Raw genomic sequence first — 12,318 nt, 5'->3', positions numbered from 1 at the left:
CTGATGGGTGAATAATGAAAACGTATTTTGACACTAAATTTGAAGCTCTGGCTATTGATTTTGGCTATGAAGAAGCATTGGCAAAGATAATCGATATTTTATTGTTCCAAAGTAGTACCCCTTCCACACTTAAAAACAAAGTGAATAAATTTACTGATTTTTGGTCTTCAGATTTTATCGTGACGCTATCGCAAGATCATTTGAGTAATGAGAATTTTGTATTTGCTTTGGGTCAGTATATTCGGTTATCGCATTCATCTATAGATGCCTGTATATTGGAAAACCTTCTTAAAATGGACGAAGAAAGTGTCATTAATGCAGTGCGCCTATCAGGTATTATTGCCCAGTCTGAACACAATTCTTGGGTAATTTTAAAGAAAATAGCTGATCAGTTTAACTTTCTCAAATTTAATAATTTTTTACGAACAGTTGAATACATACAACTACAGTATCAAGAGCGCCTCAGTGCCTATAAAAATCTTAAAAATCAGCTGCAGCTCGACCAAATCACAGCAATGGTATTCAGTAGCTTCTATGCTTATGAATATTTAATGAGTGATACTGATTATCTAAAAATACCTTATCAAATGGACATTAACGATACCGTTTCTGTTCAAGATATTTGGGCTGTTTTTCATGAAGTTATCACAAGCTCAAATATAGAGAAAAATCAGCTAACGGAGAAGAAGTTAACTCAAGTTCTAAAAGCTAAAATGTCTCCTTTTCTATTTGGTGAAAATCTAAACTATTCTCTTATAAACCAATATGATGATTTTAAACGGCTGGTCGCTCATAAAATAGAAATTAATTTGTATCAAGATCAAGTTATTAGTGCTTACTGTTATCAATTTTCAACAAATTATTATTTAAAGAATGGTCAATTGGTACTCGAATCCAAACCACGTAATTTAGACTTATTTCAAGAAAAGTTTGGCATTTTATCAGCATATTGGCAATGGCGCGGCATTAATACTTTAACAGAAAACCCTTACTTTGAGCGCTTAGATAGAGGCAAGAATATAGAGTCTAACGCGCTGGCGTTAGCTAAGACCCAAGGTATTGTCCTACAATTATATGAAATATATGGCATCGAAAAAGCAGTCTTTGAACAAGACTATGACCTATATTCTTTAATTTTTACGATGTTGTTATCACAGGCGCATTACGTCCAAGACTTTGTTACAGCTTTTAAAAAAATAAGAGACAGCAATGATCAACATGTATTTTCTACCTTAACGAAACTGATGATCGATGGGCTTTTAATTGGTCAAAATAGGATGCCTATTACTTTCTCTACTCACAAAGAAAAAGCAATTAAAATGTCAGATTGGATAATCGAAGGTGGTAAAAATAAAAGAGTAAGAGAGATGAGTCGTATTCTTGATTTTTGGTCGATAGACTTACGCGGTGGTAGCGACACTTCTTATGTTGAAAACTCTTTTTACAAAATTGATGACTATATTTTTGCTCTGCCATGGATATTAGCTCAAAAAAACTTCAATACAGCTACCATAAATACCTTCAGAAAATTGTATAAAAATAGAGCTAGTTTGAAATCTGAAACCGATTTAATGGAGCAGAATCTAGCTGGGCTATTGGCTAAATATAAAGGTGAAGTCTATAGTCAGTATGAGCCTTCAGAGTCTGGAGTGGGTGAGATAGATGCGATTGTAGTAACAGATAATAAAGTTTTGGTTATTGAACTTAAATCTACTTATGTAAAAAGTAGTGTGAAAGAAATATATGAGTATAGAAATTTTATATTGAAAAAAGCTGTGTATCAATTATCACGTAAGTCTAGCTATGTTAGCGATATTTTTTTACCCAGCCTAGGACTTGATAGCTCTAAATTTAGCATTCACTCGTGGATTATAGACACAACGCTAGAGTTTGATCACGAATATATTGATGGGTTTTTAAAAATATCCTTTGAAGAGTTGGTTATTATTCTAAACGGACATAAACGATACTTCTCCGATATGCTCAAGAATAATGATGATAAAAGCGCTTCTGGTACCTTGGAAGGGAGTTTAGACGCAGTGATTGATATTATTGAGGGCAATAAGTTTTGGCTTGATAACTTACCGCTTATGAGTTCAATCCAAGAGTTAAATCCTGCTTCTACACTAAAGGCATAATCATGTTCATAAAATTATTCTATACCTTGCGGACTTATGGCGTGCCAGTCAGTACGCGTGAGCTGCTTGATCTCAATGCCGCGTTAGACAAGGGTTTAATGATGCAGCCGCATCCTGAAGATCCAGCACTGGCGACTTTTGCGAGCCGTGAGGACATGTATCGGTTAATTCGGCTGTGTATGGTTAAAGACGAACGCCATTTTGATAAATTTGATCGGGCCATGGCAGATTATTTTGAAGGGATTGATAGCCTTGATATGGATGCGCTATTGGCTAAGCTGACCGATGTGCCTAAAGAATGGCTTGATCTAAAGCTCGACCCAAAAAATCTGACCGAAGAGCAAAGACGTCTGCTAAAAAAGTACGGCTCATTAGAGGAGCTGATGAAAGCGTTAGAAGAGCGGTTAAAAGAGCAAAAAGCGCGTCACCAAGGTGGTAGCAAGTGGGTAGGGACGGGCGGTACTTCGCCATTTGGTGCTTATGGAGATCATCCAGAAGGGGTGCGCGTCGGCGGTGAATCGCGTAAACGTAGCGCAGCAAAAGTCTGGGAGCAGCGTAAATACCGTAATCTTGATGATGATAATCAGCTTGGTACCCGCCAAATCCAAATGGCACTACGCAATCTACGTCAGTTTGCGCGCACAGGCAGCGCGGACGAGCTCGATATTCATGAGACCATTAAACGTACTGCCAAAAAGGGTGTGCTTGATATACATATGCAAGCCGAGCGCCGCAACCGAGTCAAGGTATTGATGCTATTTGATGTGGGCGGTAGTATGGACATCCATGTTGAAGCACTTGAGAAACTGTTCTCTGCGGCAAAGAACGAATTTAAAACATTAGAGTTTTTCTATTTTCATAACTGCTTGTATGACTATGTGTGGAAGGACAACAACCGTCGCCATAGTGCACCGATGCCAACGTTTGAGCTGCTCAATAAATATGGTCGCGAGTATCGTGTCATCTTCGTCGGTGACGCATCGATGTCGCCGTATGAGCTGATGACCGTGGGCGGTAGCGTCGAGTATATGAACAATGAAGCGGGTATTGTATGGCTAAGGCGTGTGCTTGAACACTTTGACAAAGTGGCGTGGCTCAATCCTGAAACCCCAAGCTATTGGCAGTACACGCAAACCATCGTTGAGATCAAAAAACTATTTGAAAATAAGATGTATCCGATGACGCTACACGGTGTTGAGGAGATGACCCAGTACATGGCGCGGTAGTATTAATCTATATTTGGACGAGTAATATGAAAAAAGCACCTAAGACGATAGCGTCGTCTTAAGTGCTTTTTTAATGGGTGATAAATAGTGATAAAAAGTGGCAAGTTTGTACTTTATAATAAATACTGCGGCTATTCTTTGTTTTCAACCAGTCCAATCATCACGCCCATCTCTTTTTTATCTAGTTTATCGATAGTAGGTGCATACAGTGCTGAGGCAATACCGCCATCCAAAAACAGCGCATTTGAACAACCTAGTTCGTCTTTGAATAGAGTAGCAAACTGATAAAACGTCACAGGCTCATCTGTATTGACGAATTGTATGTTGCCATCTCGGCAAATACCTGCACCGTTACGCAGTTTGATGGAAGTGCTATCAGGATTAAACTGCGGATGTATCTCGTCATTGATGACTAGCATAGGACCAGATTGCGTCGCATACCAAGGCTGTGCGTCGCCAGTAGTGATCTGCTCATCTAAGGCGTGGCTTTCAGTGATTTGTACGTGACCAGCTTTGTCCCACCACATGACGCCATTAGGTAATAAATGAAAATTGCCACCACCTTCTTTTAGATTGAGCGATTTGACTTCTTTGCCTTTGATAATGGTATAGCCAATCGGTGCATAGTTTTCGTTGTACATTCCTGCATTCATGGCAAAGTTTAAAGTTTCAGTCTTTGGTAAAGTAGATAGCAACGTATCAAAGGTCAGTAGTGGTTGGTCATTAGAGGCTTGCCAAAATAGCTGGAGTGAATAACGGTCGTTTGTTAATTCACTTGCATCCACACGGCAGACGCTATACGTAAATGGCGAGTCTTTTGTCTGGCATGACCAACTGTCTGTATCGAGGTTAGTCGTGTCAGTGTCTGTCTGCTGGCAAGCACTAAGGCCAAGCGCCAGCACTATCAATGATAACGATAAGGTCAAAATGGAGGTTGGCATCAATCACACGTCTTTTAACATAGGGGTATTTGTGGTTTGCTACTGCTTCATGAATAACGCTTGCGTAATACCTTTTAGTCGCTACTAGGCGGATAGTCACGGAAGGTATTATTCACATTGCCGATGAGTTGTCCACCATCGGTCATGATCGAGTGGTCAGTATCATATATAGAGCGGTGTCCAGTGGGTGCGCTGGTTTCTTTGCCTCTATCACGGGAGTCTTTATTATAAGCGATAAGCGCATCGTTATTGGCTAAGAAACTATCAGGATTTGCCATCACCCACATTTGATTGAAAATATCTGCACGCGCGCTATTATCAAGTAATGCGCCCTTATCCGTAAAGTAGAAAAACTTAGATAGTAGCTTAATCTGCCCGTCATCTAGACGGCGGGCGATATGATAAGGTTGCAGCTGACTCGGATGCTGTAAACCCACCGCGCCGACGATACTGGCCAATGATTTGAGCGTGTTTTTGTGGAAACTTGCCACCCGCTCTGCTTTGCTAGGCACATCGAGGGCCTTTTGACGGTAAGGGTCTTGGGTAGCCACGCCTGTCGGGCAAGTATTGGTGTGACAAGAGCGCGACTGAATACAGCCAACCGCAAACATAAAGCCGCGTGCCGAGTTACACCAATCGGCACCTAGCGCAATCATCCGTGCGATATCAAACCCTGAGACAATCTTGCCACTGACACCAAGTCTGATCTTGTCACGGATGCCTGCACCGACCAAAGTGTTATGAACAAGCAAAAACCCTTCGACCATCGGCATACCGACATTGTCCATAAACTCAACAGGCGCCGCACCTGTACCGCCTTCGGCACCGTCAATAACAATAAAATCAGGATAGTTGTCTGTCTCTATCATGGCTTTGACAATCGCCATAAACTGCCAAGGCTGACCCACGCATAGCTTAAAGCCAACAGGCTTGCCACCAGATAGCTCACGTAGCTGTTGCCAAAAGGCGACAAGCTCACGTGGTGTACTAAACGCGGTGTGCGAAGCGGGCGAAATACAGTCTTGACCCGTCGGCACTTGACGAGTATCGGCAATCTCTTGGGTAATTTTACTCGATGGCAACACGCCGCCCTTACCCGGTTTGGCACCTTGCGACAGCTTGATCTCAATCATTTTGACTTGTGGATCGACGGCTTTTTCGGCGAAAGACTGTGGGTCAAAATTGCCTTCGGCATCACGGCAACCAAAATACCCTGTACCCAACTCCCAAATCAGATCACCACCGAACTTACGATGATAAGGGCTGATAGCACCTTCGCCCGTATCGTGGGTAAAGCCGCCCATCTTGGCACCTTGATTAAGCGCCATAATAGCGTTTGCTGACAGACTGCCAAAACTCATCGCCGAGATATTGAATACCGACATGTCATGTGGCTGCTGGCAACGCTCGCCGCCGACCATGATGCGAAAGTCTTTGTTTTCTAACGGCTGGCTAATGGCGGATTGCAAAAACCATTCTTTACCATGAGTATAAAGATTGTCTAGCGTACCAAACGCATTGGTATCGCTGACGTTCTTTGCCCGCTGATATACTAGCGCGCGCTGCTGGCGTGAAAATGGCACTTGCTCTTTGTCATCCTCAAGCAAGTACTGACGAATCTCAGGACGAAAATCCTCTAGTACGTAGCGTATATGTCCTGCTATCGGGTAGTTTTTTAACACTGAATGCTTGGACTGAATCAGATCATAAATACCGAGGCCTACGCCAAAACCTCCAATCACAATTAGCCAACCGTGCATCAGCAGCAATCCTGCTAATAATAGACAAATGGCTGCACCCAGCGTGCTATAGCGCAGTAGCAACCCGACAAAATACGGCGAGCTAGTTTTGGGTTCAGGGTGTAGATTGGTACGAGATTCAGGCATAACGAGGCTCAACAGTCACTGTAAATATAGATAAGACGCTCAAATTTGTCGCGTATATCATACACTGATGCTATCGCCACGTCGGTATCATTGGGTAACAGTATACTAATGCTGGCAAATTTTAGCAGGTGATTTTGACCAATATTTGCTTATCCTCTATAGCATCAAACGTGATTGCAACGGGTAAAAACTGCTCAATGAGCCACGCTTGGGTTTTGCTATGCTCGCTAATGACTCGTGCGCTAAATGTACCACCGCCTGATAAGGCTAACGGTAATAGCAGCTGATCGGTTAGATATTCATCAATCAGCGCATCGGTATCAAACAAATAACGCTTTACTAAGCCTGACAAACGACCACCTATCTTTTCTGCTGAGCTGCGTTTTTCTCCTAGTAATGTAAATATTTCAGAGTGATATTCTTTATGATTTTGCATGTCACGAGTCTTATGAGTGACTTTTGCATAGCAGGTATTGCCTTCACCAATGCCGTATAATTTGTTGCCGCGCGTTGTAATAAGCGCCTCATCCATACCCGCTTCAATCAACGCGGCCTTGGCGCTGGCAAGCTCGCGTTTGCAAATATCGTATTCTAGATTAAGCACGCTTGCGACCAGCTCTATGCTGCTAAGCTTACCGCGTTCCGTGAGGTCTAATCGTGAAGCATTAGCACGGCGCATAAATGGCGCAATAGTTGCTTTAGTCGCGCCGCCGCCGATAGGCGCAAAGCCTGCTTGCAAGCATTCAATATCCACCTGCATCCTGAGCTTGGCAAGTAGCGGCACAAAGGCGTGCTGCAAAAAGTCGGTGGTTGGTGCTAACGGGTTGTGCGTACCGCCTGTAATGGTAACGGTTGATTTTTGGTTTGCGTCAGTATTGACAAAGAGTAGGGCAGGTAGCAGCGTTTGCAGCACGAGACTGGTGCTGCCTGCTGAGCCGATATCAAAGGTATAATCGCCCGCTTGTACGGTGCTTGGCGTAAAAGTAAAGACCATACTACCCAAATGCGCGCCTGTGACCACCGCATTTGATATTTGTTGTGACGCTTGCACGCACATCAAATGCTGGCGCATCAATCCGGGCTTGGCGCGTCCAGCACGAATATTGGTGATTTCAATCGGTGTGCCTGTGAGCATCGACAAGGTGAGGGCGCTACGGATAATTTGTCCGCCGCCTTCGCCTGTGCTGCCGTCTATTTTTAGGGTTGGGGTTTTTGGCATAATGGTTCTCTCGATTGATCTGACTTCTAGTACTTTTTAAAAAAATAGATTTAAATCGATAAATGTATTCAATTTAAAATATTTTATGTATATAATCGACATTTTTCTAGTTAGCTATTTATAACAGGAGTTTTCATTGAAAAGCATTCTTAGTTTATGCGTAATCGGTTCCGCTTTATTCTTATCTGCTTGTGGCGGAAGCAGTGATAGCTCTTCATATACAGGTACTAAAACCCTAGGTAATGGTAATAAATATACTTGTTCATCTGAAGCTGCATTTAGTTCTTGTAGTAATGATGCAACCTGTATGGCTAGCTGTACACTAACATCTGGCAATGTCAAACCTGTTGAACCAACATCTGATGATAATAATTGTGAAACTGATGGCAATAATATCTTCGGAGTTAATGGCAAATCTTGTCTTGTTTCCATTTCTTCACTTAATAGTGGGAAATTATCAACGGTTGATTGTTCAAGCAGTGGTGAGCTAACCATCAGTAATGGGGTGATTGCACGTAACGGTTCTATAAATTTGAACGGCTATACCTTTATTTGTCGTTAATCTTTCAGCTTAAATTCAATTAAAAGGTACATCTATCATTAGCTGTACCTTTTTTATGTTGCCTAAGTACCAATGCATATGAAAAACACAATTACCTACCTATTAACTATTGTTACGGCCTTTATGTTTGGTGGCTTGGTCGTGTACTTAGCCATGAGCAAACAACAAATGGACGCAGTTCTGAGTCCTCAGCGGACTGACCAAATAGCACAAACAAGACAAGAGGTTGATAATCAAGATATAAATACAACCAGCGACGTTTTTGACATTCCTCAAGAGTTAACATCTAAAGAGCAAGATACTCAGATTAGTATCAATGATTACTCTGAGCAACAAGCCAAACAACTGATCAATAATATGCCCGACTATGTACTTGAGCAGTACGTGGATAAATTTATGGCCACCGACGCTAGTGAGGTCATAACGGACAAACGGCGCTTTGCAGAACGTGCTATTGAGGAATTGTATACTCCCAATGACACTCAGCAGCTCGCGGGCATAGCCAAAGTTAGTTTTGGCTATGCTATGCCTGAAACCAGCGCTAATACCAGTCGAGTGACCAAATTTGCCAAAATGTATGCTCATCTAGATACCAATGGTCAAGTACCTTCTAATAAGTATGTATTCATCAAGTGGATTAATAATCAGACTGGACAAGTTTTATTATTTGAGAAAAAAAATATCTCACCAAATAGCAATCAAAACTGGGTGAGCTTTATTCCTTCTGACGGCTGGCAAGAAGGCAGTTATGATGTTCGCTTTTATCAGTTCGATTCAGAGTTACAGCCAATCGCGCAAACGACCTATAATATTTATGAAGTGATTGATGAAAAATTAGCTCTAAATTAATCAATAGTAGACCTTTTTATACTCAATCAGAATATTTTATAGATTCTCAGTATCTAGCGCTTGATATATTACAGCAGTGAAAAATGATATGTGTAGCTAAAATAAAATTGAAACCGACTGTCAGTGTCTGGTGGTAAGGTCTAAATGGTGCATTGTGCCAAGTGACGTGTACGGGGCATAATTTGTGAAAAAAGCGTTTGCCCGCAACGCGTAGCAGCCACTACAGTATGTTTTCAACCCCCTGCTGCGGATCGCGGGGTCTGACACTCGCCCAGTCGGTTCCAAAAGGGGAGTCTGCTGACTTATACTAAGCTCGCAGAGAATTTGGTATTATTGGTCTAATATTTATTGTGCAACATTATTATTCAACAAGGTCAATTTGCCAGTTATTGGCTTGAATAACGATGTTAAGCTGACGCAGCTTCATAGCGATATCGTCGGCTTGCTTTTGCAATGCGCCAACCGAGACCATCACTTGCCATTTAATCTCACGCGGGCTATAGCGATCGACTTCGGTTTCGGTTGCGGCTATCGACTCGGTCAATAGCTTGTGGCGCATCTCAAGGGTGTCGCGCTCAACGAGCAGTGCCAGCATCGACTGATTGTTGTCCGTCAGCGCCACCGCGTTGGTGCGCTGAATGCGGGCGATAAGCGCGGACAGCTCAGTAATCAGCTGGCTAGCATCCATCAATAGCTGATTGGGGTCTTCGCTTGGTTTATCGCCGTCTTGGACTTTGACATTATTGCGAATGCGTCCTTTTATTTGCGCCAATTTTTTTTGCATATCGCTACGGATGAGTAGGGCTTCTGCGAGTTTCATTTTGTTCTCTCTTATTATAATTAGGATTCAATATCGCCCCAAAAATCAATATGATTTGGTGCATCGATTATTGGAAACTTATCTGACAATTCAAAACGAAATTCATGAGCAAAGTAGTGTGCTAAATCGTATCCATAGTAAATGATATCTGTCTGATAAATAGAAAAGACAGGATTACCAGTTTTATGCGGTTCACTAGGAATGTATCGGTGCGAGTAAATTGGTATCAATTTAGGATAAGTCTCATAATAAATTTCAGCGATCATAATATTTTTATTAAGATCGTTAGACTTCTCACCCCATTCTTCCATCCAGAATACATTATGCTCTATATCAAACACTATGCCACTAAATGGCCAATCAATTCTTTGTCTAATATAGATTTCCTCATCTTTGGAGTTTAAACCAAGACGCCAGTTCACAAAGTTGTCTGAGATAGGAAGTTCTGTCTGTAAAAAATCTCGCAAATCAGGTGGAAACTGTATATCAAATTTTAGCTCAATTTCTTGAATCTCTTGATCAGATAATCCATGCTCAAATTCGACTTTCTTTGCTTTGAGCTTTCGGATGACCTCTTTTTTTTGTGAATGTTTCATAGTGTTTGCTTCCAATTTTAAAAGCTGATTTCAAAATAATTAAATGAGGCACTTATTCCCAACCTTTTAATCTTCCCAATAAAACAGGCCATCATAATAAGAAATATAATTATTGATCTGTATTGAAGGTATTCTTTCAGCTATCTCCAATGGTGTAGTCAGTGCAAGTGTATTCAAACGAATTAAGCCTCTATGAGTTAAAATTATGAGTTAAAATTTTTTCTACTGTCTGAGCAAGATTCTTTACCGCGTTATTGGCCAAGTTATCTAGCATTTTACGGCTTGGTAGATAATGAGAACACATTGAAGGATCATGAATAGGCCATGATTTTGAACCTTGCATGAATACATAGTAAGGCAGTATTCGATGGAAGAGAACGACAAGACCTTCATAGTTCTCAAGACTTTCGAGAGAATCACTAGCAAAGTCAGAAGTCTGTTGATAAAACCACGCATCATAATATGAAGCGTAATCATCTACTTCAATTTGATATAAAGTTTTAGTATGACTTTTTATCTCTTCACAGAGGCTTCTATAATAACCTTCTATCGTAGACTCTTCTCCTGTATTGAAAGGATGCGCGTGCCAAACCACCTCTTTTTTTTCAACATGAATTTGGTGGATCAAATCATATAGATTAATAGTTTGTTTCATAATAATCTCCTTTTAAAAATTTAACCCTTCACACAAACCACTTGCCGCAAGGTATGTACCACTTCCACCAAGTCACTTTGCGCGTTCATCACGTCTTCAATGTTTTTGTACGCCGCTGGGATTTCATCAATCACGTCCGCGTCTTTTCGGCATTCTACGCCTTCGGTTTGGGCGATTTGGTCGGCGGTGGTGAAGACCTTTTTCGCCTCAGTGCGTGACATCACGCGGCCTGCACCATGCGAGCAAGAGCAAAAGGATTCTTCATTACCTTTACCTTTGACGATAAAGGATTTTGCGCCCATTGACCCTGGAATGATACCGTATTCGCCAACGCGCGCGCGCACCGCGCCTTTACGCGTGATAAAAACTTCCTCGCCATAGTGCTCTTCTTTTGCCACATAGTTGTGGTGACAGTTGACCGCTTTGACCGCAGCATCAAAAGGCTTGGGCACGATGGTACGTAGCGCTTGGATGGCTTTTTCCATCATGATTTCGCGGTTTTTAAAGGCAAAGCGCTGCGCCCAGCCAACCGCAAACCAATAGTCGTCAAAATGTTCTGTCCCTTCAGCAAAATAAGCCAAATCTTTATCCGGCAGGTTAATAAACCATTTGCGCATGTCCTCGCGCGCCAGCTCGATAAAGTAGCGCCCGATGGCATTGCCCACGCCGCGCGAGCCTGAATGCAGCATAATCCAAACCTGATTGGTCTCATCAAGGCACACCTCAACAAAGTGATTGCCCGTACCCAGCGTTCCCAAATGATTCAGGTTGTTGGTGTTTTTTAGTTTGGGATGCTTTTGGGTCAGATAATTAAAGTCATCGACCAGCGTACCCCAGCCATTCATGACTGTATCATCAGGGTTCGCCCACGCGCCCACATCACGGCGTGAGCCGCGACCGCGAGTTTTGCTGCGTCCATGCGGAATGGCTTTTTCCAGCTCCGTGCGCAGTCCGTGCAGGTTGTCGGGCAAATCATTGGCGGTTAGGGTGGTTTGCACCGCCATCATGCCGCAGCCGATATCTACGCCGACCGCCGCTGGGATAATCGCTTCTTTGGTCGGCAATACCGTACCAATAGTCGCGCCGATACCGACATGCACATCAGGCATCACCGCGAGCCACTTATAAATAAAGGGCATTTTTGAGGCTTTAATCAGCTGGTCGTGCGCTTTTGGATCGACAGGCACGCCTTTGGTCCATAGGCGGATAGGGGTGCCACCGTCTTGAATGATGTTGTGGTTGATAGGCTGCATAGTGTGCTCCTTAGTTTTTTATAAAAGTGTTCTATCTGTACTTTACATGATGCTAAGGGTGTGCCAAGTTTGTTTAATATACGCAATTATTTATTTAAGTTATTGATATAAATATTGAAAATAAATATAAAAACTTATTTTTAATATCATATATAATTTGGAGAGTTTATTAT

11 protein-coding genes are annotated in these 12,318 nt (G+C 42.2%); 3 read left to right on the top strand and 8 right to left on the bottom strand.

The window, feature by feature from the left end; genetic code table 11:
• Positions 1-14 precede the first annotated feature (14 nt).
• Together JMX83_RS00955 and JMX83_RS00950 are read left to right on the top strand one after the other, a co-directional pair.
• Positions 15-2,138, top strand: coding sequence for a hypothetical protein (locus tag JMX83_RS00955; RefSeq protein WP_201598243.1), 2,124 nt, complete (start codon positions 15-17; stop codon positions 2,136-2,138).
• 2 nt (positions 2,139-2,140) lie between these two features.
• Complete coding sequence (locus JMX83_RS00950) at positions 2,141-3,364, top strand: vWA domain-containing protein (protein WP_201598241.1); 1,224 nt, start codon at positions 2,141-2,143, stop codon at positions 3,362-3,364.
• A gap of 131 nt (positions 3,365-3,495) precedes the next feature.
• Here JMX83_RS00950 and JMX83_RS00945 read toward each other — a convergent pair whose 3' ends face one another.
• The 4 genes from JMX83_RS00945 to JMX83_RS00930 all read right to left on the bottom strand — a co-directional run bounded on the left by JMX83_RS00945 (position 3,496) and on the right by JMX83_RS00930 (position 7,842).
• The gene (locus JMX83_RS00945) at positions 3,496-4,305 is read right to left on the bottom strand and encodes a phosphodiester glycosidase family protein (RefSeq protein ID WP_201598238.1); all 810 of its coding nucleotides are present in this window, start codon (positions 4,303-4,305) and stop codon (positions 3,496-3,498) included.
• 74 nt (positions 4,306-4,379) lie between these two features.
• A complete protein-coding gene (locus JMX83_RS00940) occupies positions 4,380-6,191 on the bottom strand; it encodes an FMN-binding glutamate synthase family protein (protein ID WP_201598233.1) in 1,812 nt (603 codons plus the stop codon).
• A 121-nt stretch (positions 6,192-6,312) separates the two neighbouring features.
• A complete protein-coding gene (rtcA, locus tag JMX83_RS00935) occupies positions 6,313-7,425 on the bottom strand; it encodes an RNA 3'-terminal phosphate cyclase (protein WP_406947610.1) in 1,113 nt (370 codons plus the stop codon).
• Between the two features lie 99 nt (positions 7,426-7,524).
• Positions 7,525-7,842, bottom strand: a complete 318-nt coding sequence (locus tag JMX83_RS00930; RefSeq protein ID WP_201598229.1) for a hypothetical protein — start codon at positions 7,840-7,842, stop codon at positions 7,525-7,527.
• A 208-nt stretch (positions 7,843-8,050) separates the two neighbouring features.
• Between JMX83_RS00930 and JMX83_RS00925 the strand changes: the two genes are divergently transcribed.
• A complete protein-coding gene (locus JMX83_RS00925; protein ID WP_201598227.1) occupies positions 8,051-8,821 on the top strand; it encodes a hypothetical protein in 771 nt (256 codons plus the stop codon).
• 361 nt (positions 8,822-9,182) lie between these two features.
• On the opposite strand, the gene JMX83_RS00920 is transcribed toward JMX83_RS00925, so the two are convergent.
• From JMX83_RS00920 to JMX83_RS00905, 4 genes are all read right to left on the bottom strand, one after another.
• Complete coding sequence (locus JMX83_RS00920) at positions 9,183-9,641, bottom strand: DIP1984 family protein (protein ID WP_201598225.1); 459 nt, start codon at positions 9,639-9,641, stop codon at positions 9,183-9,185.
• A gap of 20 nt (positions 9,642-9,661) precedes the next feature.
• On the bottom strand, positions 9,662-10,237 hold the full coding sequence (locus JMX83_RS00915) for an SMI1/KNR4 family protein (RefSeq protein ID WP_201598222.1): 576 nt from the start codon (positions 10,235-10,237) through the stop codon (positions 9,662-9,664).
• Between the two features lie 190 nt (positions 10,238-10,427).
• A complete protein-coding gene (locus JMX83_RS00910; RefSeq protein ID WP_201598219.1) occupies positions 10,428-10,892 on the bottom strand; it encodes a hypothetical protein in 465 nt (154 codons plus the stop codon).
• A 20-nt stretch (positions 10,893-10,912) separates the two neighbouring features.
• Positions 10,913-12,145, bottom strand: coding sequence for an RtcB family protein (locus JMX83_RS00905; RefSeq protein WP_201598217.1), 1,233 nt, complete (start codon positions 12,143-12,145; stop codon positions 10,913-10,915).
• Positions 12,146-12,318 lie beyond the last annotated feature (173 nt).

It is taken from the genome of Psychrobacter piscatorii (genome assembly GCF_904846415.1).
Taxonomy (GTDB): domain Bacteria; phylum Pseudomonadota; class Gammaproteobacteria; order Pseudomonadales; family Moraxellaceae; genus Psychrobacter; species Psychrobacter piscatorii.
Note: the sequence above shows the minus strand (reverse complement) of the source record. Positions and strands in the feature narration are given on the sequence as shown.

Bases quoted from the DNA above. Each gene is read 5' to 3' on its own strand.
- JMX83_RS00955 (WP_201598243.1), top strand. From the start codon at position 15: ATGAAAACGTATTTTGACACTAAATTTGAAGCTCTGGCTATTGATTTT.
- JMX83_RS00950 (WP_201598241.1), top strand. From the start codon at position 2,141: ATGTTCATAAAATTATTCTATACCTTGCGGACTTATGGCGTGCCAGTC.
- JMX83_RS00945 (WP_201598238.1), bottom strand. From the start codon at position 4,305: ATGCCAACCTCCATTTTGACCTTATCGTTATCATTGATAGTGCTGGCG.
- JMX83_RS00940 (WP_201598233.1), bottom strand. From the start codon at position 6,191: ATGCCTGAATCTCGTACCAATCTACACCCTGAACCCAAAACTAGCTCG.
- JMX83_RS00930 (WP_201598229.1), bottom strand. From the start codon at position 7,842: ATGGAAACAAGACAAGATTTGCCATTAACTCCGAAGATATTATTGCCA.
- JMX83_RS00925 (WP_201598227.1), top strand. From the start codon at position 8,051: ATGAAAAACACAATTACCTACCTATTAACTATTGTTACGGCCTTTATG.
- JMX83_RS00920 (WP_201598225.1), bottom strand. From the start codon at position 9,641: ATGAAACTCGCAGAAGCCCTACTCATCCGTAGCGATATGCAAAAAAAA.
- JMX83_RS00915 (WP_201598222.1), bottom strand. From the start codon at position 10,237: ATGAAACATTCACAAAAAAAAGAGGTCATCCGAAAGCTCAAAGCAAAG.
- JMX83_RS00910 (WP_201598219.1), bottom strand. From the start codon at position 10,892: ATGAAACAAACTATTAATCTATATGATTTGATCCACCAAATTCATGTT.
- JMX83_RS00905 (WP_201598217.1), bottom strand. From the start codon at position 12,145: ATGCAGCCTATCAACCACAACATCATTCAAGACGGTGGCACCCCTATC.